This is a genomic window from Mycolicibacter sinensis (assembly GCF_001667375.1).
In the GTDB taxonomy this organism is placed as follows: domain Bacteria; phylum Actinomycetota; class Actinomycetes; order Mycobacteriales; family Mycobacteriaceae; genus Mycobacterium; species Mycobacterium sinense_A.
On sequence record NZ_LZIN01000083.1, the window covers coordinates 67,730 to 89,611 of the forward strand.

General features: G+C 69.2%; 23 protein-coding genes, 1 tRNA gene and 1 pseudogene. 13 read left to right on the top strand and 12 right to left on the bottom strand.

Annotation, left to right across the window (positions count from 1 at the left end):
* Window positions 1-4 precede the first annotated feature (4 nt).
* The 3 genes from A5771_RS17435 (at window position 5) to A5771_RS17445 (ending at window position 2,571) form a co-directional block, all read left to right on the top strand.
* On the top strand, window positions 5-1,315 hold the full coding sequence (locus tag A5771_RS17435; RefSeq protein WP_064856445.1) for a S1C family serine protease: 1,311 nt from the start codon (window positions 5-7) through the stop codon (window positions 1,313-1,315).
* A gap of 103 nt (window positions 1,316-1,418) precedes the next feature.
* Window positions 1,419-1,913, top strand: coding sequence for a MogA/MoaB family molybdenum cofactor biosynthesis protein (locus A5771_RS17440; RefSeq protein ID WP_064856446.1), 495 nt, complete (start codon window positions 1,419-1,421; stop codon window positions 1,911-1,913).
* A 226-nt stretch (window positions 1,914-2,139) separates the two neighbouring features.
* Window positions 2,140-2,571 (top strand): MscL family protein, encoded by a 432-nt coding sequence (locus tag A5771_RS17445; protein ID WP_064856447.1) that lies wholly within the window; start codon window positions 2,140-2,142, stop codon window positions 2,569-2,571.
* Between the two features lie 4 nt (window positions 2,572-2,575).
* On the opposite strand, the gene A5771_RS17450 is transcribed toward A5771_RS17445, so the two are convergent.
* From A5771_RS17450 to A5771_RS17460, 3 genes are all read right to left on the bottom strand, one after another.
* Window positions 2,576-3,220 carry an SAF domain-containing protein gene (locus A5771_RS17450; RefSeq protein WP_064856448.1) on the bottom strand — a complete coding sequence of 215 codons (645 nt, stop codon included), beginning with the start codon at window positions 3,218-3,220 and terminating at the stop codon, window positions 2,576-2,578.
* 66 nt (window positions 3,221-3,286) lie between these two features.
* Window positions 3,287-3,631 (bottom strand): FmdB family zinc ribbon protein, encoded by a 345-nt coding sequence (locus tag A5771_RS17455; RefSeq protein ID WP_064856449.1) that lies wholly within the window; start codon window positions 3,629-3,631, stop codon window positions 3,287-3,289.
* A 66-nt stretch (window positions 3,632-3,697) separates the two neighbouring features.
* Window positions 3,698-4,285: a 5-formyltetrahydrofolate cyclo-ligase gene (locus A5771_RS17460; protein WP_064856473.1), complete on the bottom strand. Its 588-nt coding sequence runs from the start codon at window positions 4,283-4,285 to the stop codon at window positions 3,698-3,700.
* A gap of 94 nt (window positions 4,286-4,379) precedes the next feature.
* Here A5771_RS17460 and A5771_RS17465 point away from each other — a divergent pair, with 94 nt between their 5' ends.
* From A5771_RS17465 to A5771_RS17485, 5 genes are all read left to right on the top strand, one after another.
* On the top strand, window positions 4,380-5,291 hold the full coding sequence (locus A5771_RS17465) for a UTP--glucose-1-phosphate uridylyltransferase (protein WP_064856450.1): 912 nt from the start codon (window positions 4,380-4,382) through the stop codon (window positions 5,289-5,291).
* Between the two features lie 56 nt (window positions 5,292-5,347).
* On the top strand, window positions 5,348-6,616 hold the full coding sequence (gene glp / locus A5771_RS17470) for a molybdotransferase-like divisome protein Glp (protein ID WP_064856451.1): 1,269 nt from the start codon (window positions 5,348-5,350) through the stop codon (window positions 6,614-6,616).
* Window positions 6,617-6,626: 10 nt separating this feature from the next.
* Window positions 6,627-7,289 carry a GNAT family N-acetyltransferase gene (locus tag A5771_RS17475; protein WP_109401188.1) on the top strand — a complete coding sequence of 221 codons (663 nt, stop codon included), beginning with the start codon at window positions 6,627-6,629 and terminating at the stop codon, window positions 7,287-7,289.
* Window positions 7,290-7,433: 144 nt separating this feature from the next.
* The gene (sepX, locus tag A5771_RS17480) at window positions 7,434-8,516 is read left to right on the top strand and encodes a divisome protein SepX/GlpR (protein WP_064856452.1); all 1,083 of its coding nucleotides are present in this window, start codon (window positions 7,434-7,436) and stop codon (window positions 8,514-8,516) included.
* Between the two features lie 51 nt (window positions 8,517-8,567).
* Window positions 8,568-8,640, top strand: a tRNA-Ala gene (locus A5771_RS17485).
* Window positions 8,641-8,655: 15 nt separating this feature from the next.
* Here the strand turns inward: A5771_RS17485 and A5771_RS17490 are convergent.
* The gene (locus A5771_RS17490; RefSeq protein WP_064856453.1) at window positions 8,656-9,246 is read right to left on the bottom strand and encodes a TetR/AcrR family transcriptional regulator; all 591 of its coding nucleotides are present in this window, start codon (window positions 9,244-9,246) and stop codon (window positions 8,656-8,658) included.
* Between the two features lie 187 nt (window positions 9,247-9,433).
* Here A5771_RS17490 and A5771_RS17495 point away from each other — a divergent pair, with 187 nt between their 5' ends.
* Window positions 9,434-10,645: a cytochrome P450 gene (locus tag A5771_RS17495; RefSeq protein ID WP_064856454.1), complete on the top strand. Its 1,212-nt coding sequence runs from the start codon at window positions 9,434-9,436 to the stop codon at window positions 10,643-10,645.
* Window positions 10,646-10,651: 6 nt separating this feature from the next.
* Here A5771_RS17495 and A5771_RS17500 read toward each other — a convergent pair whose 3' ends face one another.
* Window positions 10,652-11,476: a hypothetical protein gene (locus tag A5771_RS17500; RefSeq protein WP_064856455.1), complete on the bottom strand. Its 825-nt coding sequence runs from the start codon at window positions 11,474-11,476 to the stop codon at window positions 10,652-10,654.
* Window positions 11,473-12,081 (bottom strand): TetR/AcrR family transcriptional regulator, encoded by a 609-nt coding sequence (locus A5771_RS17505; protein WP_064856456.1) that lies wholly within the window; start codon window positions 12,079-12,081, stop codon window positions 11,473-11,475. Before A5771_RS17505 ends, A5771_RS17500 begins: the two co-directional genes overlap by 4 nt.
* A 224-nt stretch (window positions 12,082-12,305) precedes the next feature.
* Here A5771_RS17505 and A5771_RS17510 point away from each other — a divergent pair, with 224 nt between their 5' ends.
* On the top strand, window positions 12,306-13,349 hold the full coding sequence (locus A5771_RS17510; RefSeq protein WP_165606149.1) for an EcsC family protein: 1,044 nt from the start codon (window positions 12,306-12,308) through the stop codon (window positions 13,347-13,349).
* Here the strand turns inward: A5771_RS17510 and A5771_RS17515 are convergent.
* Window positions 13,346-13,675 carry a DUF732 domain-containing protein gene (locus A5771_RS17515; RefSeq protein ID WP_064856458.1) on the bottom strand — a complete coding sequence of 110 codons (330 nt, stop codon included), beginning with the start codon at window positions 13,673-13,675 and terminating at the stop codon, window positions 13,346-13,348. The two genes, A5771_RS17510 and A5771_RS17515, sit on opposite strands and share 4 nt — an antisense overlap.
* A 91-nt stretch (window positions 13,676-13,766) precedes the next feature.
* Entirely contained in the window at window positions 13,767-15,119 is a 1,353-nt protein-coding gene (gene gdhA, locus A5771_RS17520) for an NADP-specific glutamate dehydrogenase (RefSeq protein ID WP_064856459.1), read from the bottom strand.
* Window positions 15,120-15,274: 155 nt separating this feature from the next.
* On the opposite strand from gdhA, the gene A5771_RS17525 reads away from it, so the two are divergent.
* Together A5771_RS17525 and A5771_RS17530 are read left to right on the top strand one after the other, a co-directional pair.
* On the top strand, window positions 15,275-16,288 hold the full coding sequence (locus tag A5771_RS17525; RefSeq protein WP_064856460.1) for a GNAT family N-acetyltransferase: 1,014 nt from the start codon (window positions 15,275-15,277) through the stop codon (window positions 16,286-16,288).
* Between the two features lie 43 nt (window positions 16,289-16,331).
* The gene (locus A5771_RS17530) at window positions 16,332-16,988 is read left to right on the top strand and encodes a DUF5642 family protein (RefSeq protein WP_064856461.1); all 657 of its coding nucleotides are present in this window, start codon (window positions 16,332-16,334) and stop codon (window positions 16,986-16,988) included.
* On the opposite strand, the gene A5771_RS17535 is transcribed toward A5771_RS17530, so the two are convergent.
* Together A5771_RS17535 and A5771_RS17540 are read right to left on the bottom strand one after the other, a co-directional pair.
* On the bottom strand, window positions 16,989-17,585 hold the full coding sequence (locus A5771_RS17535; RefSeq protein ID WP_064856462.1) for an alpha-ketoglutarate-dependent dioxygenase AlkB: 597 nt from the start codon (window positions 17,583-17,585) through the stop codon (window positions 16,989-16,991). It lies immediately after the preceding gene.
* A 43-nt stretch (window positions 17,586-17,628) separates the two neighbouring features.
* Window positions 17,629-19,188 carry a dolichyl-phosphate-mannose--protein mannosyltransferase gene (locus A5771_RS17540; RefSeq protein ID WP_064856463.1) on the bottom strand — a complete coding sequence of 520 codons (1,560 nt, stop codon included), beginning with the start codon at window positions 19,186-19,188 and terminating at the stop codon, window positions 17,629-17,631.
* Window positions 19,189-19,212: 24 nt separating this feature from the next.
* Here A5771_RS17540 and rsmI point away from each other — a divergent pair, with 24 nt between their 5' ends.
* Window positions 19,213-20,049: a 16S rRNA (cytidine(1402)-2'-O)-methyltransferase gene (rsmI, locus tag A5771_RS17545; RefSeq protein WP_064856464.1), complete on the top strand. Its 837-nt coding sequence runs from the start codon at window positions 19,213-19,215 to the stop codon at window positions 20,047-20,049.
* Here rsmI and A5771_RS17550 read toward each other — a convergent pair.
* Together A5771_RS17550 and A5771_RS17555 are read right to left on the bottom strand one after the other, a co-directional pair.
* Complete coding sequence (locus A5771_RS17550; RefSeq protein WP_064856465.1) at window positions 20,019-21,260, bottom strand: aminodeoxychorismate synthase component I; 1,242 nt, start codon at window positions 21,258-21,260, stop codon at window positions 20,019-20,021. The genes rsmI and A5771_RS17550 overlap by 31 nt on opposite strands.
* A 21-nt stretch (window positions 21,261-21,281) precedes the next feature.
* Window positions 21,282-21,752: pseudogene (locus A5771_RS17555) on the bottom strand (RNA polymerase subunit sigma-24); the annotation flags it as partial.
* Between the last annotated feature and the right edge of the window lie 130 nt (window positions 21,753-21,882).

Below are 21,882 nucleotides of genomic sequence, written 5' to 3' on the forward strand. Positions count from 1 at the left end.
CGACATGGTGAACCACCCGGGTTACCCCCCGCCGCGGCAACAGCCGGGCCAGGGCGGGCAGCGGCCCCAGCCGCAGCAGCCGTACGACTGGCGCTATGCCCAGTCGGCGGCTCAGCGGCCGCAGCAGCCCGCCTACCGCGCCGGCTATGACGGCTCCTACGGCCGGCCGCCGTTCCCGGGTCCGGGCCTGCCCCCGAAGCGCCCGCGCGCCGGGGCGTTGGTGGCCGGTGCGGCCGCTATCGCGGTGTTGTCGGGCGTGACCGGCGGCGTGGTGGGCTCGGCGATGCGCTCCGACCATAAACCGGTCGCCGGTGGTAGCCACAGCAGCCTCCAGTCGCCGGGTGTGCCTGCCGCGGTGACCCTGCCCGACGGTTCGGTCGAGAAGGTCGCGGCGAAGGTGGTGCCCAGCGTCGTCATGCTGGAGACCGATCTGGGCCGCCAGTCCGAGGAGGGCTCGGGCATCATCCTGTCGGCCGACGGAATGATCCTGACCAACAACCACGTGGTGGCCGCCGCGGCCAAGGCCGATGCGACCTCCAAGGCCCCGCCGAGGACCACGGTGACGTTCTTCGACGGACGTACCGCATCGTTCAGCGTGGTGGGCACGGACCCGGCCAGCGACATCGCCGTGGTGCGCGTGCAGGGGGTCTCTGATCTGACCCCGATCACGCTCGGTTCCTCGGCTGACCTGCGGGTGGGCCAGCACGTGGTGGCGGTCGGGTCGCCGCTGGGCCTGGAGGGCACGGTGACCACCGGCATCGTCAGCGCGCTCAACCGGCCGGTGTCCACCAGCGGTGAGGCGGGCAACCAGAACACCGTGCTGGACGCGATCCAGACCGATGCCGCCATCAACCCGGGCAACTCGGGCGGGGCGCTGGTCAACATGAACGGCGACCTGGTGGGGATCAACTCGGCGATCGCGACGATGGGCGGGGACTCCGCCGAAGCCCAGAGCGGCTCCATCGGCCTGGGTTTCGCGATTCCGGTGGACCAGGCCAAGCGGATCGCCGACGAGCTCATCAACTCGCCGGATCACACCGCATCGCACGCCTCGCTGGGGGTGCGGGTCACCAGTGAGCGCAGCCTGCACGGCGCGAAGGTGGTCGAGGTGGTGCCGGGGGAGGCGGCGGCGAAAGGCGGACTGCCGGAAGGCGTGACCGTGACCGCATTCGACAAACGCCCGATCGGCAGCGCCGACGCCCTGGTGGCCGCCGTTCGGTCCAAGGCGCCCGGCGACCAGGTGACGCTGACCTACCTGGATGCCAGCGGAGCGTCCAAGACGGTGCAGGTCACCCTGGGTAAAGCCCCGCAGTGACGGGTTGGTGACTCTGGCTGGGTTCGTGCGGAGGTTCCAGCTTCGCCTCTCCTTCGTCGAGCCTCGCTGAACCGCCGAGAATCCGCGATATACGGTTGCACCCATGGAACAGACCCCAGAACTCGCCGGCCGCGCGCTCGTCGTCGTCGTCGACGACCGCACCGCGCACGGCGACGAGGACCACAGCGGTCCGTTGGTCACCGAACTGCTGGCCGAGGGCGGTTTCCTGGTCGACGGCGTGGTCGCCGTCGCCAACGACGAGGTCGAGATCCGCAACGCGCTGAACACGGCGGTGATCGGCGGAGTCGACCTGGTGGTCTCGGTCGGCGGGACCGGGGTCACCCCGCGCGACGTCGCCCCGGAGGCCACCCGCGACATTCTGGACCGCGAGATCCTCGGCATCTCCGAGGCGCTGCGCGCCTCCGCCCTGGCCGCCGGGATCACCGACGCCGGGTTGTCGCGCGGCCTGGCCGGGATCTCGGGCAGCACCCTGGTGGTCAACCTGGCCGGTTCCCGTGCTGCGGTGCGCGACGGGATGGCGACGCTGAACCCGCTGGCGGCCAACATCATCGGCCAGCTGTCCAGCCTGGAGATCTAGCGCCCATGCCCGGCCTCGGCGAGCACCAGGAGTCCTCCGACGAGCGCGACCCGGACGACGCCCGGGAGATCGAGGAGCGCGAGCGGTGGCTGCGGGACAACGTCCCGCCACATCACGGTTGAGATTCGACTTCGCCGAATCACCCGCGCCGATGAGTTAACGGCCATTACGGTTCGCTTGGGCGGCGCAGGCTGCCCGCAGTGATTCCGGCCGGAAGGGGTGCACGGTGTTAAAAGGGTTCAAGAACTTTCTGATGCGAGACGACGTCATCACCGTCGCCATCGGTCTGGTGGTGGCGCTGGCGTTCTCCAACCTGGTCAAAGCCTTCACCGACAGCGTGATCAACCCGCTGGTCTCGGCCGCGCAGCCGGACACCGCCGGGCTGGGGCTGGGTTATCAACTGGGGGCGGAGGGCAACGAGGCCACCTTCATCGACCTCGGCGCCTTCATCTCGGCGATCATCTACTTCATCGTGTTCATGGCGACCGTCTACTTCTTCATCGTGTTGCCCTACAAGGGCATTCAGAAGCGGCGGGGCAAGTCGGTGTTCGGCGACCCGGCGCCGACCAAGACCTGCCCGGAGTGCAAGTCCGAGATCGACCCGGAAGCGACCAAGTGCAAGTTCTGCGCCAGCCCGCAGCCCGCTGCCGCTGCTTGACGAGTCAGCGCAGGGTGAGGGTCACCGCCTGAGCCAGCGCGGCACCGGCCACCGCCACCGCGGCGGTGGCCGGCAACGCCACCAACACCACCCGATCGTCATGGTTCTGCTTGTCCGATACCAGCACCACGACGCCGCCGGACGCCAGCACCCTGGGCGCGCCGGGCGGCTCGGCCGCGTCGTCGGCCGTCACCACATCCACGACGTCGCCGGGGCGAACCAAATCGACCAATGCGGCGTCGGCCGGGTGCACGCCGACGACGCGGGCGTCCGGCCCGGCGGCCGCTTCGGTCAGCCGGCTGCCCAGTAGACGGACATCGGTGAGCACCTCGCCGCGGCGTGCCGGACCGGCCAGCGTGGCGTGCAGCACCGACGACACCTCGGTGACAACACCGTCGGGAACCGTTCGAGCAGAGTGGTTTTCGACTGAGACGTCAGCGGCGGTCAGCGTCGTGCCGGGCGCGAGGTCGCGGCCGGCCACCACCACGTCGATGCGGTCGCCCTGCGGATCGGAGCGGATCGCTGCGACGCCGGCCAACACCACCAGGGCGCCGGCGGCCGCCCGCCGGGCGCGCATGGTGCGGCTCCAATCCGGCCGCAGCGCCTGCGAGACGCGGGAGATCAAGGTCGGGTTGAGCGACTCGCCCATGGCGCAACGGTAGGCGCCCGGCCCGCCCGGGACAGTCGGCCCGGGTGCGGGCCTGTGGATAACGGGTCAGGCCGAGGCGGCGGCCGCTGGTGCCTTGGGCTTGTCGGCCGGCTTGCTGCCGCTGCTGCTGTCTGCAGAGGACTTCTCGGCCGGCTTGCTGCCGCCGTCGCCGGAACCGGAATCGGAGGCCACAGCCTTGGTGGCGCTGGTGCCGTTCGAGGAGCTCTTACCCGCGTCCCGGCTGTCGGTGCGGTAGAAACCGCTGCCCTTGAACACCACGCCGACCTTGCCGAAGATCTTGCGGAGCCGGCCGTTGCACTCCTCGCAGGTGGTCAGCGCATCGTCGGTAAAGGCCTGGACCACGTCGAAGCGGTTGCTGCACTCGGTGCAGGCGTAGCTGTAAGTGGGCACGCGAACCTCCGTGAAATCGGGCAATCGGCTTAGCACTCTACCGTGCTAAGTGCTAGAACCGCTATTTCATTGCCGGCATTCCAGCACGACGAGGCCTTTTTCCGGAGTCAGGGCGTGCGTCATCGGCACATCGTGCGGCTCGGCGGGCAGCATCTCGAGCAGCTCGTCGTCGCGCACGACGGCCACCAGCGGTATCTGCGCCCGGCGCAGCAGCAGGGAGCGGTCGTAGAAGCCGGCGCCGCGGCCCAGTCGCGTACCCAGGCGGTCGAGCGCCAGCGCCGGGACCACCACCAGATCCGCCTCCGCCAGCACCTCCGCCGGTAACCACGGCGGCGCCGGTTCGAGCAGGCCGAACCGGCCCGCAACCAGGGTCTCGGGCTCATAGTCGCCCCACATCAGCGCCAGCGGCGTGCCGTCGTCCCGGGTTCGCACCACCGGCAGCAGCACGCGGATACCGCGCTGGGTCAGGCGGTCGAGCATGGCGGCCGAACCGGGCTCGTCGCCCACCGGCAGGTAGGCGCAGACGGTGCGGGCGCCCTCGGCGAGCTGCTCCAGGTGACCGGCCAGGGCATGGGCCTCGGCGTCGTGCACGTCAGGCGGTACCGCGCGGCGGGCTGCGAGCACTCGCGCGCGCAACGCGGACTTGGCGGCCATCGCCGCGTTGTCGGTCACGCCCTTCAGCGTGTCAGTAGCGGCTTCCCCACCGCCAGGGGAGGAGGTGGAGCTGATTGCGGTTATCGTGTGAACAATGCCCACTCCGAAGGTTCCGATTCCGCGCACCGCCATTGTGCCCGCGGCCGGTTTGGGTACCCGGTTTCTGCCGGCGACCAAGACGGTGCCCAAGGAGTTGCTGCCCGTCGTCGACACCCCCGGCATCGAGCTGGTCGCCGCCGAGGCGGCCGAGGCCGGCGCCGAGCGGCTGGTGATCATCACCTCCGAGGGCAAGGACGGCGTCGTCGCGCACTTCGTCGAAGACCTGGTGCTGGAAGGCACGCTGGAGGCGCGCGGCAAGAAGGCCATGCTGGCCAAGGTGCGCCGGGCCCCGCAGTTGATCAAGGTGGAGTCGGTGGTGCAGGCCGAGCCGCTCGGGCTGGGCCATGCCATCAGTTGCGTGGAACCCACCCTGTCCGCCGACGAGGACGCCGTCGCCGTGCTGCTCCCCGACGACCTGGTGCTGCCCACCGGGGTGTTGGAGACGATGTCGGCGGTGCGCGCCCGCCGCGGCGGCACCGTGCTGTGCGCGATCGAGGTCAGCCCCGAAGACGTCAGTGCCTACGGCGTTTTCGACGTCGAGCCCGTTCCCGACAGTGACAACCCTGATGTCCTGCGGGTCAAGGGAATGGTCGAGAAGCCCAAGGCCGCCGACGCACCGTCGACGTTCGCCGCTGCGGGACGGTACGTGCTGGACCGGGCCGTGTTCGACGCGTTGCGGCGCATCGACCGCGGCGCCGGCGGCGAGGTGCAGCTCACCGACGCCATCGCGCTGATGATCGCCGAAGGCCACCCGGTTCACGTGGTCGTACACCGCGGATCGCGACACGACCTGGGAAATCCGGGCGGCTACCTCAAAGCTGCGGTTGACTTTGCCTTGGATCGTGACGACTACGGTCCGGACCTGCGCCGGTGGCTGGTGGCGCGGCTGGGCTTGGCGGAGAACTGAGGCAGAGTCAGTCCTGGCCAACCCGAATCGGACCGATGCTGTGAGAAAGGCGCACCGTGCGTTCGGTTGAGGAGCAGCAGGCCCGGGTTTCTGCTGCCGCGGTGGCGCCGCGTCCGGTCCGGGTGGCGATCGCCGAGGCGCAGGGCCTGATGTGTGCCGAGGAGGTGATCGCCGAGCGGCCCATGCCGGCCTTCGACCAGGCCGCCATTGACGGTTACGCGGTGCGCAGCGTCGACGTGTTCGGCGCTGAGGCGATCGGAGACAGCTCGGAGGCGGCCGAGCGCGATGCCGCCGCGGTCACCCTTCCGGTGCTGGGCACCATCGAGGCCGGGGCGCGCACCCCCACCCGGCTGCAGCCGAAGCTGGCGACCCGGATCCAGACCGGGGCTCCGATGCCCACGCTGGCCGACGCGGTGCTGCCGCTGCGCTGGACCGACGGCGGGAGTTCCCGGGTCCGGGTGCTGCGCGGCGTGCGCCCGGGCGACTACGTGCGCCGGATAGGTGACGACGTGCAGCCCGGCGACCTCGCCGTCCGCGCCGGCACCGTCGTCGGCGCCGCCCAGGTGGGCCTGCTGGCCGCCGTCGGCCGCGACCGGGTGCTGGTGCATCCGCGTCCCCGGCTGTCGGTGCTGGCCGTGGGCGGCGAACTGGTCGACGTCACCCGTACGCCCGGCAACGGGCAGGTCTACGACGTGGACTCCTACGCGCTGGCCGCTGCCGGCCGTGACGCGGGGGCCGAGGTGAACCGGGTCGGCATCGTCAGCGGCGAACCCCGGAAGCTGCGCGAGGTGGTCGAGGGTCAGCTTAACCGCGCCGAGGTGGTGGTGATCGCCGGCGGCGTGGGCGGTGCGGCGGCCGACGAGGTGCGCGCGGCGCTGTCAGACCTCGGCGAGATCGAAGTCGCCCGGATCGCGATGCATCCCGGCTCGGTGCAGGGTTTCGGCCAGCTCGGGCCGGAAGGGGTGCCGACGTTCTTGTTGCCGACCAACCCCGTCAGCGCCCTGGTGGTGTTCGAGGTGATGATCCGTCCGTTGATCCGGCTGTCGCTGGGCAAACGCGAGCCGATGCGCCGGATGGTGCGGGCGCGCACCCTGGGTCCGATCAGTTCGATGCCCGCGCGCAAGGGCTATCTGCGGGGGCAGCTGATGCGTGACGAGCAGACCGACGAGTACCTGGTGCAAGTGCTCGGGGCGACCGGCGGCACCTCCTCGCACCTGCTGGCGACCCTGGCCGAGGCGAACTGTCTGGTGGTGGTTCCCGAAGAGGTCGAGCAGATCGCCACCGGCGAGATCGTGGACGTCGCCTTTTTGGCGCAGCGCGGTTGAGTCCGGGTCGATGCTGGTGAACCTGTGGCCGTTCAAGGCCGTCCAGCACCCCGGCTGGCCGACGGTGCTCGGGCCGCTGCGCGTCGCCGCGGGGGTGATCCGGCTGCGGCCGGTGCGGATGCGCGACGGCGTGGCCTGGAGCCGGATCCGGTTGGCCGACCGCGCCCACCTGGAGCCATGGGAGCCCAGTGTCGAAGCGGACTGGGTCACCCGGCACAGTGCGGCGGCGTGGCCGCCGGTGTGTTCGAGCCTGCGCACCGAGGCCCGGTACGGGCGGATGCTGCCGTTCGTGATCGAGGTCGACGGTCGCTTCTGCGGCCAGCTGACGGTCGGCAACATCGCGCACGGTGCGCTGCGTTCGGCCTGGATCGGCTACTGGGTGTCGAGCGCGGTGGCCGGCGGGGGCGTGGCGACCGGGGCGGTGGCGCTCGGGCTCGACCACTGTTTCGGGCCGGTGCGGCTGCACCGGGTGGAGGCCACCGTGCGGCCGGAGAATGCGGCCAGCCGGGCGGTGTTGGCCAAGGCCGGCTTTCGCGAGGAAGGGCTGCTGCAGCGTTACCTGGACGTCGACGGTGCGTGGCGGGACCACCTGCTGGTGGCGATCACCGCCGAGGAAATCACCGGTTCGGTGACCGCGGCGCTGGTGCAGGCCGGCCGGGCCGCATGGGCCTGAAAGAATTCGTCCGCCGTGTTGCCCGTGTGATAGTTGTGACTATCGAGGTCAGCGAGTAAATTACATCTATGTAATTGGCTCGGCGCGCCGTCCGGCCGTGTGGGCCAAGAGACCTAGCCTTGGCTGGGAAAGGAGCAGGCCCCCATGCCCAGCATCCCGCAATCATTGCTCTGGATCTCACTGGTCGTCCTCTGGCTGTTCGTACTGGTGCCGATGTTGGTGAGCAAGCGAGACGCGGTGCGCCGCACCAGTGACGTGGCGTTGGCGACCCGGGTGCTGACCAGTGGGTCCAGCGCACGGCTGCTCAAGCGCGGCGGTCCGGCCGCCGGTCACCGCAGTGATCCCGACTGGCAGCGCAGCGACGCCGACCTTGACGATGACATCGACGACGACGAGCCGGCCGAGAGCGGGCCGCGGGTCTTCGTCGCCGCGGCCGGTGAGCAGGGCGAGCTGGACTACCTCGACGTTCTCGACGTCGAAGTCGTCGCCGAGGATTCCGACGTGCTGCCGCTCTCGGAGGCGGGGTTGGCTGCCGAGGCCGAAGCGCAGGCGCGAGCGCAGGCCGAGGCCGAGGCACGGGCTGAAGCCGAAGCGCGGGCCCAGGCCGAGGCTGAAGCGCAGGCTCAGGCTGAAGCGCAGGCGGAGGCTGAGGCCGAAGCCCAGGCCGAAGCAGAGGCGGAGGCCGAACCGGAAGCCGTTGCCGAGGCGGACGCCGACGGCCACGAGTACGAATATGTCGAGGACAGCTCAGGTTTGGAGGCCGAAGCCGACTCGTCGGCGACGGTAGCGCGGCCACGTCGCTATGACACCAAGACGGCCGCCGCCGTCAGCGCCCGCAAGTACGAGTTCCGCAAGCGGGTGCTGATGTCGCTGGCGGTGATCCTGGTGCTCTCGGCGCTCACGGCTTTCACCATGGCACCGACGGCGTGGTGGATCTTCGGCGGTGCGGCCGGTGCGACCGTGCTCTACCTGGCCTACCTGCGCCGGCAGACCCGTATCGAGCAGCAGGTGCGCGCCCGCCGGGCCCGGCGTTCGGAGCGTCCGCGGGCGCAGCGCGACAATGCCCACCCGGAGGCGTTCGAGGTGGTGCCGTCGCGGCTGCGGCGCCCCGGCGTCGCGGTGCTGGAGATCGACGACGAGGACCCCGTCTTCGAGCACCTGGAGTACGCGGCCTCGGCACGCGAATACGACTGGCGCGGCGACCTGCCCCGGGCATCGGGTCAATAGCGTCTCGGTTTCAGGGCACCGGCCGGGGGCTGGTAGCCTGACAAGCCGTCAGGGGCTATAGCGCAGTTGGTAGCGCGTCTCGTTCGCATCGAGAAGGTCAGGGGTTCGATTCCCCTTAGCTCCACAGAGTTTGATCAGGTCACGACGGTTGCTGACCGTCAACCTTCCGAGCCGGGTCCGCATCGTAGGGCGGGCCGAGGAATCGTCGTACCGCAGCCGTTTCGGCGTCGCCGTCCTTGAGCGGCCAATACCAGAGCGCCAGGAACACGCGGATGAGCCACTGCGCCGCCAGCGGGTCGGGATTGTCGGCGCCGACCATTTCACCGGCAAAGCGGGCGATGGCGGGCGAATCGGTCAGCCACCCGGTACCGGGCGGGCCGGTCGTGGAACTCATGATCTTCGCCAGCGGGTCGGCCCGCATGCGCTGCAAGGCGACGGTGGTGGCGGTGATGATGCGCTCCGAGCCGGTCAGCCCGGTGATGGCGTCGCGCACCGAGTCGAGGATGCGTTCGGCCTGCCTGCTCAGCACGGCATCCCGGATTGCGGCCTTGCCGCCGACATGACGGTAGATCGTCGCCGGCGAACAGTGAACTGTGGCCGCCAGCGCGTCGATGGAAAAGCCGTCGTAGCCCTGACGCGACATCAGGTCAGCTGCCGCTGCGTAGATCCGTTCCGCCCCCGCGCTGCGTCGATCCCGGCCGATCAGCCAGTCGTTCGCCACCGCGATCACTCACTTCCCCCCCCGTCGAAATCATGGCATGGTTTCCTCACAGTAAGAAAATCTTTGACTGATTTCTCAGCGCCGGTGCTGGTCGGCGCGGCGGGCTGAGAACGATGATCCGCACCGGGTCCGCACCGTTTTGCAAGTTCGGCCCACAACGTTGACGCAGGTCACGGCGCCATTCAGTCTTGGGGTTATGCGTGCAGTGGTGGACCCCAACGACTTCTTCGGCACCGCCGTCCAGGATCCCTATCCGCTCTATGCGGCCATGCGCAGCCGCGGCGGGGTGAATCGGATCGGTGACTCGGTGTTCTACGCGGTGTGCGGCTGGGACGCCCTGGTGGAAGCCGTTGACCGTGTCGAGGACTTCTCGTCGAACCTGACCGCGACCATGGTCTACCACGACGACGGGACCGTCACACCGTTCGAGATGGGCCAGCTCGGTGGGCCGATGCAAGTGCTGGCCACCGCCGACGATCCGCTGCACGCGCAGCATCGGAAGTTGCTGCTGCCGCATCTTTCCGCGAAGCGCGTGCGGGTGATCGAGGAGTTCGCCGAGGCCACCGCAATGCGGCTGTGGGCGGGGGCCAGCGGTGACGGGCGCGTCGAATGGATGAGCGCGATGGCCAACCGGCTGCCCATGATGGTGGTCGCTCGCCTCCTCGGGCTTCCCGATGACGACGTCGACGAGCTGATCCGGCTGGGATATGCGACCACGACGCTGCTCGACGGAATCGTCAGCGAGGATCAGCTCGCAGCCGCCGGGATGGCGGCCATGGAGTTGTCCGCCTACGTCCTGAAGCACTTCGAGAAGGCCACCGAAGACCCCCGACCGGGCCTGATCGGCGATCTTGCCGCGCGGACCAAATCCGGTGAGCTGGAACAGCTTCCGGCGCTGGCCATCATGCTCACCTTGTTCAGCGCCGCCGGTGAGTCCACCGCCTCGTTGCTCGGCAGCGCCGCCTGGATTCTGGCCGAGCGCCCGGGCGTGCAGGAGCAACTGCGAGCCCACCCCGAACTGCTGGGTGCGTTCATCGAGGAGACTCTGCGATACGAGTCGCCGTTTCGCGGCCATTATCGCCACGTGGTCAACGACACCACCCTGGCCGGTGTCGAGTTGCCCGCTGATTCGCGCCTGCTGTTGGTGTGGGGCGCCGCCAATCGCGATCCCGAGCACTTCGACACTCCTGAGGAGTTCCGGCTCGACCGCAGCGCGTTGAAGGGGCACGTGGCCTTCGGCAAGGGTGCGCACTTCTGCGTCGGCACCCCGCTGGCCCGCCTGGAGGCTCAGGTCGTCCTGCGAACCCTGCTCGAACAGACCACCTGGATCGAGGCTGCCGAGGTCGGCCAGTGGCTGCCCAGCATCTTGGTGCGCCGACTCGAACGGCTGGAGCTGGACCTCCGCTGACGGTGCTCAGGGGTGCGCGGTGAGATACGTCGGATTGTCCAGCCCGGCTGTCAGTTCCGTCACGTCGAACGCCCGGTCCAGGCGCGCGGCCAAGGCCTTCGGGTCGATCAGCAGGCTGATCTCAGCGGTCTGCCGGGCGATCAGGCGCCCGATCAGCGGGTAGAGCCGGCGCATGACAGCCCGCTCGATCGACGTGCAACGCGACGCGCAGTAGCCGACATGACCGATCTCGTCGGTGAGGATTTCGCTGTAGAGCAACGTGATTCGCTCCGCGACGTCCGGCTCGTCGACGAACAGTTCGACGCCGACGCGGCGTAGCTCGTCGAACATGATGCAGCCCGCCATCTCCGCGGCCCCGACGAACATGAAGCCGAGCCGTTCGGGGAGAAACACGCTGGTTTTGACGAACTGCCGCATCACAAATGGTGGCGGGACGACTTGGAAGGGCAGACCGAATACATCGAGCGCGTAGGCCAGCAGCCGGGTGTGATAGTGCTCTTCCAGCTCGAGGTAGACGTTCTCGGGCGGCAGGCTCTCGTCGCTGTTGCGCCCGTAGGTCTCGCCGAGTCCGACACCGAATCGCTCTGCCTGGTTGAGTTTGGCGGTCGCCAGCAAGAACAGCATTTTGCGGTCCAAGCCCGGTTCGGGCCGCCGGCGTCGCAGGTTACGAAGAAAGGTCGGTCGGTCGGCGGGTCGAGCCGAACGGACCGGGTTGGCCTCAAGCTCGCCGAAGAACAGTTCCCGATTGGACAGTCGCCTGTTGAGCAGGTCCGCTTCGCCATCACGTTTTGCCAAGTAGTCCCGGTAGCCCTCGATGCCGGTGTGGTTCATCGGATCTCCATTCCCTTGACGATCGTCGTCACGTAACGGTTCAGCTGTGCAGCATCGTGCGCGCCGGTGGCCAGCAGGGCAAACAGCCCGGTCAAAAAGAATGTTCCGAGTTCCGCCGCGTCGAGCTCCGGGGACACCTGCCCCGACTCCTGCGCGCGGCCGATCAGGCCCACCAGAAACTCCGCGAGGGGGTGTTGCGCCAACTCGTCTTCGACGGGACGAGTGGACGAAAAGTGCAGGCCGAGCATGTCCCGGAAGACCACGGCTCCCAATCGGCGTTTGGCTTTCAGGGCGTGGTGAACCAGTTGGGAAAGCACGGAGGCCAGATCGCCGTCGGCCGCGCCGAGTTCGCTGACGATCCGGGTCTCGGCGTTGCGCTCGACCTCGATGAGGACGTGCTCCTTGGTGGGGAAGTGGAAGTAGAACGTTCCCCGCACCACACCCGCTGCCGCGGCGATGGTGCTGACATCGGCGCCGGCCAGCCCGCGTTGCGCGATCTCGGCGAGCGCGGCTTCGAATAGGCGCGCGCGGGTTTCGAGTCGCCGAGCCTCCCGGCTACCCCCGGTTGCCGATGGCGGCGCGCTCAGCTCACCCGGTGCCTGCATGCCCGCACCGTACGCCGATTGTTGACGACCGTCAATGACAGGTGTCAGTGTATCGAGATGGTGGCTGCGGCCCGGGGCGTCACACGGCGTGGGTGAGCGCGGAAAGCAGTAGCCCGATGTCCGAGGAATTGGAGAGTGACAAGGCCGTGGAGATCGTCGTCAAGCTGTGTCTCGATCGGGCCACGAGGGCGTTCCCGGCCCGTGCGTCGGTAGGCTTTCTATTCATGGCCACCAAGCCAGGCATGTCCGAGTACGAGCGCAAGGCCTGGGATGCGCTGCTGGACGCGGCCATCAGTCCGGAGCGATCCGGTCGGTTGGAAGGTCTGAGCCAGGGCATCAAGCAACGCGCCCAGCAGGTGGCCGCCCAGGCCCGCTTGACCGTCGAACAGCTCCCCGGCGCGACCGCCGTCATCGGCACGCTCGACGATCTGACCACCAAGGCGATGGAGACGCTGCACACCGTGCTGGTCGAGCGGGGACTCAATTCGGTCAAGCCGGGCAACGTGTTTGCGATGTTCGCCGACGAGGGTGTCGTGGTGGCGTCCTACGACGAGGTCAGGCAACTCGACCTGCAGCAGTGCGACCGTTCGGTTCCGCGGCGCAAGGAGCGCTACATCGCGCTCGCGGTGGCCGGAGGTGCGGCGTCATCGCTGGCGGTGACGGGTTCGGTGGTGACGAGCGCGGTCACCGGCGGTACCAGCATGACGGTCGCGGCCTCTGCTGTCGTCGCTGACGTCACCGCCGTCATGGTCGGGATGGGGCGCATCGTGGCATTGGTTGCGGCGCACTACGGTTACGACGTGCGCGAGCCGGGCGAGCAGGCCTTCGGGTCCGGGGTGATCGCCTACTCTGCCGCGGGGAGCCCCGCCGAGAAGGCGGCAGCGCTGGCGTCGCTTTCACGATTGACAGAGCGGATGATGCGACAGGCGTCGTGGCGCCACCTCCAGCCGCAGCAAGCGGACAACGTAATCCAGCAGATCTCGGTGGCGCTGGGATTCCGGATGGCCAAACACAAGCTGGCGCAGGCTGTTCCGGTACTCGGCGCGGTCGTCAACGGCGGACTCAACGCCCGGATCGCCCAGCGGACGTTCGAGCGGGCACAGCAGGCCTACCGGCTACGGTTCCTCACCGAAAAGCACGACCTGGACGCCCGCCAGTGGGCGCCGGCCGTGGATTGGGGCGGTGCTATCGACGTCCCGTTGGTCGACGAGGTGCTCGGTGCGGAGCTCGATTCGGAATGCGGCGACACGCAGGGTGTTACGGACTAGCGCAAGGTGTCCGGGCACAGCTCGCGCTGGGCGATGTCGATCACCGGGCGCGGGTTGCTCTGCAGATCGTCGACCATCGAGGGTCCGCCGAACGACGGCCGGCGCGGGAACGTCGCGACGATCTGGTCGGGGCTTTCGCCGTTGCGCAACTGGCTGCAGAACCGGTGGCCCGCAGACAGTCGTGCATTGGGCGGGCCGGACCGGAAGACCCCGTTGGCGTCCAGGGCGGCGATGTAGCTGGCGTCGTCGGCGTGGGCCGGCGCGCTGCCGAGCAGTGCCAGGGCGGCGAAACCGAGGGATGCGCCGGTGCGCAGAATCCAACTCATGCCGGCGATGTTACGTCGAAAAGCAGTTGACTCTGCGGCTACCGGGCAAAAGTGCGAGAGCACTGTCCGGTAGCCGCAGAGTCAACAGGGGTTAAATCAGGCCCAGCGCGGTCATCGCGTCGGCAACCTGGATGAAGCCGGCGATGTTGGCGCCGACCACGTAGTTGCCGGGCGCGCCGTACTCGTCGGCGGTCACCACACAGCGGTGGTGGATGCTCTGCATGATCGCCGCCAGGCGCTGCTCGGTGTACTCGAAGCTCCACGAATCGCGCGAGGCGTTCTGCTGCATCTCCAGGGCGCTGGTGGCCACCCCGCCGGCGTTGGCCGCCTTGCCCGGGGCCACCGTCACGCCGGCGTCGGTGAATAGCTTGACCGCGTCCGGGGTGCAGGGCATATTGGCGCCCTCGGCGACGATCTTGCAGCCGTTCTTGGCCAGCGTGGCGGCGTGGGTGCCGTCCAGCTCGTTCTGGGTTGCCGAGGGAAGCGCGATCTGGCAGGGCACGTCCCAGATGGAGCCGCCGTTGTTGACGAATTGCGTCGCGCCGCCGCGGGCGGTGGCGTAGGTCTCGATGCGCTCGCGCTTGACCTCTTTGATCTCCTTGAGCAGCTCCAGGTCGATGCCCTTCTCGTCGACGATGTAGCCCGAGGAGTCCGAGCAGGCCACCACGGTGCCGCCCAGCTGGTGGATCTTCTCGATCGCGTAGATCGCCACGTTGCCCGAGCCCGAGACCACGGCCCGCTTGCCCTCGAAGGAGTCCTTGGCCGTCTTGAGGATCTCGTCGGCGAAGAACACCGCGCCGTACCCGGTCGCCTCGGTGCGGACCTGCGAGCCGCCCCAGGTCAGGCCCTTGCCGGTCAGCACTCCGGACTCGTAGCGGTTGGTGATCCGCTTGTACTGGCCGAACAGGTAGCCGATCTCGCGACCGCCGACACCGATGTCACCGGCCGGGACGTCGGTGTACTCGCCCAGGTGGCGGTAGAGCTCGGTCATGAACGACTGGCAGAACCGCATGATCTCGTTGGTCGAGCGGCCCTTGGGGTCGAAATCCGAGCCGCCCTTGCCGCCGCCGATCGGCAGGCCGGTCAGGGAGTTCTTGAAGATCTGCTCGAAGCCAAGGAATTTGACGATCCCCAGGTACACCGACGGGTGGAACCGCAGACCGCCCTTGTAGGGGCCGAGGGCCGAGTTGAACTCCACCCGGAAACCCCGGTTGATCTGCACGTTGCCGTCGTCGTCGAGCCACGGCACCCGGAAGATGATCTGACGTTCCGGCTCGCACATCCGACGGATTACCGCGCTGTCGACGTAATCGGGGTGCTTCGCCACCACCGGCCCGAGGCTGCTGAGCACCTCGAAGACGGCCTGGTGGAACTCGGCCTCACCCGGGTTGCGGCGCAGGACCTCGTCATAGATGTCGTGCAGCTTCGGATTCAGTTGGCTCATATCGTGTGATCTCTTCCTCGCGTGTCGCTGTCAGCGGGCACAGGGTAGCCGCCTAAATCGCTAACGCCGAATCCACTCCGTTACGTCGCTGTTAAATCATTACCGCTCCGGACGCACCGGTTAGCCTTGATTGGCGAACAAAGGCGGAGCAATCCATGGTTATGTCGCGGCGAGACCGGGTGAGGGAAACGCTGTCCACCACGGAACTCGCGGCGATGGCAATCTTCGCTGATTGTACCGCCGCCGACCTGAGGCCGCTGGCCGCCTACCTGCAGCCACTGCGGGCCGAGGCCGATACCGAACTCATGCGGCAGGGCGAGCGGGCGGTGTCCTTCCTGCTGATCTCCTCGGGTTCGGCCGAAGTCAAACACCTCGGAGACGACGGTGCGGTGGTCGTCAACGAAGTGTCGGCCGGGATGGTGGTCGGTGAGATCGCGCTGCTGCGCAAAGGCCGCCGTACCGCGACAGTCACCACCTCGACGCCGCTGACCGGCTGGATCGGCGATGAACAGGCCTTCGACGAGATGGTGCAGATCCCGCACGTGATGGATCGGCTGGTGCGCACCGCGCGCCAACGCCTGGCCGCCTACATCGTGGCCGTGCCGATCCGGGCCCGCGACGGTACGCAGCTGTTACTGCGGCCGGTGTTGCCCGGCGACAGTGCGCGAACCGTCCACGGTCACGTCGAGTTCTCCCGCGAGACGCTCTACCGGCGGTTCATGTCCACTCGCATCCCGAATCCGGCGCTGATGCACTACCTGTTCGAGGTCGACTACGTCGATCACTTCGTCTGGGTGGTCACCGAGCTGGACGGCTCGGTCGTCGCCGACGCGCGGTTCGTCCGGGACCTCGAGGACCCGACGGTCGCCGAGATCGCGTTCACTGTCGGCGACAGCTTTCAGGGTCGGGGGATCGGGACCTACCTGATGGGGGCGGTGTCCGTCATCGCCCGGCTGGAGGGCATCGAGAAGTTCACCGCGCGGGTGCTGTCGGAGAACGCGCCGATGCGCGCGATCCTGGACCGCCTGGGCGCCTACTGGGAGCGCGAGGAACCGGGCATCGTCACCACCGTGATCGACGTACCCGGCGCGGCCCAGCTGCCGTTCGGCAAGGAAGTTGCCGATCAGATCAAAGAGGTTGGCCGCCAAGCGATCCAGGCCGTGGGGTGACCGTCGCCTGGTAGGCGGGTCGGCGTTGGGTAGATTGGCTGCGATGTTGAACCTTCGCGCGGTGCCGGCGCTCTGCTGTGTCGGTCTGCTCGCCGCCTGCAGCTCCGGGCCCGCTGAGGTGACCGCCGACATCAGCAAGGTCGCCGACATCAAGTCTTCTTTCGGCCCGGAGTTCCAGGTCAAGAACGTCGCGCCCACCGGGCTAGACCCAAAGTTGCTGGCGGGCAACACATTGCCTCCGGGCCTGACGTTCGAACCCGCGGACTGTTCGAGGTATGCGGTCGGTCAGCAGCTGCCGCAGGGCATGCAGGGCAACATGGCCGCTGTGGCCGCCGAGGGCAACGGCAACCGCTTCATCACCATCGCCCTGGAGACCTCTGAGCCGGTCGTGGTCAGCGAGCCGGGACGGTCCTGCCGCCGGATCGGGTTCGCCGGGGAACGGATGCGCGGCCTGGTCGAAACGGTCGAGGCTCCGCACATCGACGGCGTGCAGACGCTGGGGGTGCACCGGGTGGTCGAGGCCGTTGCGGGCGGCCAGGCCCGCGTCGGGGAGCTCTACAACTACTCGGCGTATTTCGGCCCGTACCAGGTGCTCGTCACCGCGAACCCGCTGGTGGCGCCGGACAAGCCCGTCACCCCCGTGGACACCCAGCGGGCTCGCGATCTCCTGGTGGCCGCGGTGAACGCGGTGCGGGGCTGATCAGCGAACGCCGCGCGGCCGGAACTGGATGCTGATCCGCGGGCCGGTCGGAGTGGCCGTCTTCGGGATGGAATGTTCCCAGGTCCGTTGGCACGAGCCGCCCATCACCAACAGATCGCCGTGGCGCTGTGCCAACCGCAGTGCGGTACCGCCGCCGCGGGGGCGCAGTGCAAACGTGCGGGTGGCGCCGACGCTGACGATCGCGACCATGGTGTCGTGGTGGGCGCCGCGGCCGAGAGTGTCGCCGTGCCAGGCCACGCTGTCGCCGCCGTCGCGGTACAGGCACAGCCCCACCGTGGTGAACGGCTCGCCGAGTTCTCCGGCGTAGATGTCATTGAGCCGGCGGCGCAGCCGGGCGATCGCGGGATGCGGCGCCTCGTCGGCGGCCAGGTCGTGGAAGCTGACCAGCCGGGGAACGTCGAGCACCCGGTCATACATCCGGCGGCGCTCCGCCCGCCAGGGGATCGCGGACTGTAGTTCACCGACCAGCTCGCTTTCGTCGCAGAGCCAGCCCGGGCGCACGTCGAGCCAGGCGCCGTCACCCAGCTGTCGGCGTTCGCTGCAGTCGAACAGCGACTCCTGTACCGGTATCGCCACGACACGCAGTCTATCGCACACCAGTTCGATCCGTCGAGATGCGCTAGGACCAGCTGGGCAGCCAGATCTCCATGTTCCAGGTGGCCGGCGAGATCGGCACCCCGGTCAGAATCGGGTACAGCCAGGCGAAGTTCGTCAGCACCACAGCGAGGTAACAACAGACCGCGAGCAGTCCGAGCGTCTGGCGTTCCTCGGTGCGACCATGTCCGTCGTTGACGATGTCGATACAGATCAACGCCAGCAGCGTCGCCAGGAACGGTGCCATCGGCACCGCGTAGAAGAAATACATCTGCCGGTCGATGCCGGCGAACCATGGCAGCCAGCCGGCGCAGTAGCCCACCAGCGCCGCCGCGTAGCGCCAGTCATGACGCACCAGCGTGCGCCACGCCGCGTAGCCCAGCACCGGCACGGCGAGCCACCACATCGCCGGCGTGCCCACCAGCAGCACCGCCTTGACGCAGGACTGGGCGCCGCAGCCGGGCACGTCGTGCTGATCGATCGCATAGAGCACCGGACGCAGCGACATCGGCCAGGCCCACGGCTTGGATTCCCACGGGTGGTGATTGCCGGCGGCGTTCGTCAGGCCGGCGTGGAAGTGATACGCCTGGTAGGTGTAGTGCCACAGCGAGCGCAGCGCGTCGGGCACCGGGAACCGGCTCTCGAACCCGATCGACTGGCCTTCCTCGTGGCGATCCACCCCCGTCTCCGAGGCGAACCACGCCGCATACGACGCCAGATACACCCCGAACGGAATCAGTGCCATGGCGTAGCCGGTGGGCACCACATCACGGCGCAACGTTCCCAGCCACGGCCGGCGCACCCGGTACTGCCGACGAGCGGCGACGTCGAACGCCAGCGACATCGCCGCGAAGAACGCCACGAAATACAGCCCGGACCACTTGGTGGCACACGCCAATCCGAGCAGCACCCCGGCGCCGAAGCGCCACCAGCGCACCCCCAGCCGCGGCCCCCACGGCGTTACGGCGCTCCGGCCGTCGGTCAACACGGTGTGCATCCGCGTGCGCACCTGGTCGCGGTCGACGATCAGCGCCCCGAACGCCGCAATTACGAAGAAGGTCAGGAAGCCGTCCAGCAGTGCGGTGCGGGCGGCGACGAAGCTGACGCCGTCACCGACCAGCAACAGCCCGGCCACCCCGCCGGCCAGCGTCGATCGGGTCATCCGGCGCACGATGCGCACCAGCAGCGCGATCGCGAGCACCCCGAGTAGCGCGCTGGTGAATCGCCAGCCCAGGCCGTTGTAGCCGAACAGCGCCTCGCCGATCGCGATCAGCTGCTTGCCGACCGGTGGGTGGACCACCAGTCCGTAGCCGGGGTTGTCCTCCACGCCGTGGTTGTGCAGCATCTGCCAGGCCTGCGGCGCGTAGTGCTTCTCGTCGAAGATCGGCGTGCCGGCGTCGGTGGGGATGTACAGATTCGAGAACCGGGTCACCGCCGCCAGCGTGGTGACCGCCGCGGTCACCGCCCAGCCGCGGGCGCGGTCGGTCGGCCCGAAATCGGCCACCGGCACCAACAATCCCGGGCTGATCATGGGAGCGGTGCGCTCCGGCACGGCCGCGGAGCTGGTAGCGGTCGGAGCGCTCATCCCCACGATCGTAGGCTGTGCGCCATGCCCGATGGTCGATTGCTGCTGGGTGCGACCCCCCTCGGCCAGCCCGCCGACGCATCGCCCCGGCTCATCGCGGCCCTGGGCACCGCCGACGTGGTGGCCGCCGAGGACACCCGGCGGGTGCGGACGCTGGCCAAGGCGCTCGAGGTGCAGATCGCCGGGAAGGTGGTCAGCCTGTTCGACGCCAACGAGGCGGCCCGGGTGCCCGCGTTGCTGGCCGACATCGAGGCCGGCGCCACCGTGCTGGTAGTCAGCGACGCCGGGATGCCGCTGATCAGCGACCCGGGGTACCGCTTGGTGGTCGCGTGCGCGGAGGCGGGCCTGCCGGTGAGCTGCCTGCCCGGCCCGTCGGCGGTGACGACCGCGCTGGCGGTCTCGGGGCTGCCCGGCGAGAAGTTCTGCTTCGAAGGCTTTGCGCCGCGCAAGGCCGCGGCCCGGCGGGCGTGGCTGGCGACGCTGGCCGGCGAACGGCGCACCTGCGTCTTCTTCGAATCGCCGCGGCGCCTCGCCGACTGCCTGCGTGACGCGGTCGATGAGCTCGGTGGCCAGCGGCGGGCGGTGGTGTGCCGGGAGCTGACCAAGACCCACGAGGAGGTGCTGCGCGGGACGCTGGCCGAGCTGGCGGAGTGGGCGGTCGGCGGCGTGCTGGGGGAGATCACCGTGGTGCTGGCCGGGGCGACTCCGCGCGCCGACCTGCCGGCGTTGGTGGCTGAGGTCACCCGGCTGGCAGCGGAGGGTATGCGGGTCAAAGACGCTTGCGCGCAGGTGATCTCCGCAGCGCCCGGTTCGGTATCGCGCCGTGAGCTCTACGACGCGGTGCTGCGGGCCCGGGACTGATCGGCGGCCACAATCGGTGCGGCTTTGTGCAGGCACTCTTGCCATTCGGCGTCGACGTCGGAGTCCGCGGTGATTCCGCCGCCGACCCCGAGTACCGCGCCGCCGTCGGCGTCGAATTCCACGGTGCGGATTGCCACGTTGAGTTCGCAGCCCGACACTGGGGACGCCAACCCCACGGTGCCACAGTAGACCCCGCGCCGATACGGCTCCCACTGCGAAAGCAATTGGCGGGCCCGGTGTTTGGGTGTCCCAGTGACCGAGGCCGGGGGGAACGTGGCATCCACCAGCGCCGGCATGCCCAGCTGGGCGGGCACCTCTGCCGACACCGTCGACACCAGATGCCACACGCCCGGCGCCGGGCGTACCGCCAACAGTTCGGGAACCGTCACGGTGCCCGTGACCGCCACCCGGCCCAGATCGTTGCGGACCAGGTCCACGATCATGATGTTCTCCGCGACGTCCTTGGTCGAGGCCCGCAGCGCCGACGGGCGCGCATCCAGCGGCAGCGTGCCCTTGATCGGGCTGGAGGTCACGACGGCGCCGCGGCGGCGCAGGAACAGCTCCGGTGACAGCGACGCCACCGCACCCCAGTCGCCGGCGACATAGGCGGCCCGGGCGGGTCCGGTGCGGGCGACCGCGTCGGCGAAGAAGTCCAGCGGGGCGCCGGTGACGGTTCCGGTGAATCGGGTGCACACGCAGGCCTGGTAGACCTCGCCGGCCCGGATGGCCTCCAAACAGGCCAGCACTCCGGCGCGATGCGCCTGCCGGTCCGGGGTTTCCCAGTAGATGCGACAGCTGCGGGCCGGTGCGGGCGTGGTCAGTGCCTCGGCCAGCCAGCCCGGCATCGGCGCACCGGACAGGCTCTCGAACCACCACTGCCGGTCAGCGTCCTGCCGCAGCACGCAGTCGGTCCAGCCTCCGGCCGCCTCCGGGATCCGGGGCGCCCGGCCGTCGGCGCCGGGGTCGGGGTAGGACAGATAACCGATCCAGCCGCCGCCCACCGTGCCGGACCCGGCACCAGCGGCGACATCGAACACCTCGCCGGGGTGCACCGGCTCGACGGCCACGCTGGGCGCGATCACCGCCCGGGCGTCGAACCACTCGCCGGTCAGCGCGGCCGGCGGCGGCAGCCCGCTCCGGGCGGTGGCATCGGCGACCGCACGCAGCACTTCCGGTGCCGCGCCCAGGCTGCCGAGCCGCTCGATGCGCATCGCACTAGCTTGTCAGACGTTTCAGCTGCGGGTGATCTCCCGGGCGGCGGCAAGTGCCGACAGCTTGTCCGGGTTGCGCATCGCATAGAAGTTGGTGATCAGGCCGTCGACGATCTCGACGGTGAACACGCCTTCGAGCTGGCCCGCGCGGTAGAGCAGCACCGCGGGGGCGGAGTTGCAGACCGCCATCTCGGCCCGGACGTCGGGTTGCTGCGCCCCGATGCGCAGCAGTCCGATGATCGAGCGGGCGACCTTGTCGGCGCCGAGGATGGGCCGGCGCGCGGCGCTGGCCTTGCCGCCGCTGTCGGCGGTCCACACCACGTCGGGGGAGAGCATCGACAGCACGGTCGCGAGGTCGCCGCCGGCCGCCGCCGTCATGAACTCCTCGGTGATGCGGGCATTCTCGGCCGGGTCCACCGGGGTGAAGCGCGGCCGCCGGGCCTGGACGTGGCCGCGGGCCCGATGGGCGACCTGACGCGCCGGGGGGGGGGGGGGGGGGCCCCCCCCACACAAAGACCACACACCCAAGCCCCCCCCCCCCCCCCGCGGGGGGCCGCGCCGCCCGCGGCCGCCCGGCGGGCCCCCCCCCCCCGCGCCCCCCCCCCCCCGCGGGGGGGGAGAC

What these genes read in the sequence shown, in the direction of transcription:
- A5771_RS17435 (WP_064856445.1), top strand. Translation starts at nt 5, where the DNA reads ATGGTGAACCACCCGGGTTACCCCCCGCCGCGGCAACAGCCGGGCCAG.
- A5771_RS17440 (WP_064856446.1), top strand. Translation starts at nt 1,419, where the DNA reads ATGGAACAGACCCCAGAACTCGCCGGCCGCGCGCTCGTCGTCGTCGTC.
- A5771_RS17450 (WP_064856448.1), bottom strand. Translation starts at nt 3,220, where the DNA reads ATGGGCGAGTCGCTCAACCCGACCTTGATCTCCCGCGTCTCGCAGGCG.
- A5771_RS17460 (WP_064856473.1), bottom strand. Translation starts at nt 4,285, where the DNA reads ATGGCCGCCAAGTCCGCGTTGCGCGCGCGAGTGCTCGCAGCCCGCCGC.
- A5771_RS17465 (WP_064856450.1), top strand. Translation starts at nt 4,380, where the DNA reads ATGCCCACTCCGAAGGTTCCGATTCCGCGCACCGCCATTGTGCCCGCG.
- A5771_RS17475 (WP_109401188.1), top strand. Translation starts at nt 6,627, where the DNA reads ATGCTGGTGAACCTGTGGCCGTTCAAGGCCGTCCAGCACCCCGGCTGG.
- sepX (WP_064856452.1), top strand. Translation starts at nt 7,434, where the DNA reads ATGCCCAGCATCCCGCAATCATTGCTCTGGATCTCACTGGTCGTCCTC.
- A5771_RS17495 (WP_064856454.1), top strand. Translation starts at nt 9,434, where the DNA reads ATGCGTGCAGTGGTGGACCCCAACGACTTCTTCGGCACCGCCGTCCAG.
- A5771_RS17500 (WP_064856455.1), bottom strand. Translation starts at nt 11,476, where the DNA reads ATGAACCACACCGGCATCGAGGGCTACCGGGACTACTTGGCAAAACGT.
- A5771_RS17505 (WP_064856456.1), bottom strand. Translation starts at nt 12,081, where the DNA reads ATGCAGGCACCGGGTGAGCTGAGCGCGCCGCCATCGGCAACCGGGGGT.
- A5771_RS17510 (WP_165606149.1), top strand. Translation starts at nt 12,306, where the DNA reads ATGGCCACCAAGCCAGGCATGTCCGAGTACGAGCGCAAGGCCTGGGAT.
- A5771_RS17515 (WP_064856458.1), bottom strand. Translation starts at nt 13,675, where the DNA reads ATGAGTTGGATTCTGCGCACCGGCGCATCCCTCGGTTTCGCCGCCCTG.
- gdhA (WP_064856459.1), bottom strand. Translation starts at nt 15,119, where the DNA reads ATGAGCCAACTGAATCCGAAGCTGCACGACATCTATGACGAGGTCCTG.
- A5771_RS17525 (WP_064856460.1), top strand. Translation starts at nt 15,275, where the DNA reads ATGGTTATGTCGCGGCGAGACCGGGTGAGGGAAACGCTGTCCACCACG.
- A5771_RS17530 (WP_064856461.1), top strand. Translation starts at nt 16,332, where the DNA reads ATGTTGAACCTTCGCGCGGTGCCGGCGCTCTGCTGTGTCGGTCTGCTC.
- A5771_RS17540 (WP_064856463.1), bottom strand. Translation starts at nt 19,188, where the DNA reads ATGAGCGCTCCGACCGCTACCAGCTCCGCGGCCGTGCCGGAGCGCACC.
- rsmI (WP_064856464.1), top strand. Translation starts at nt 19,213, where the DNA reads ATGCCCGATGGTCGATTGCTGCTGGGTGCGACCCCCCTCGGCCAGCCC.
- A5771_RS17550 (WP_064856465.1), bottom strand. Translation starts at nt 21,260, where the DNA reads ATGCGCATCGAGCGGCTCGGCAGCCTGGGCGCGGCACCGGAAGTGCTG.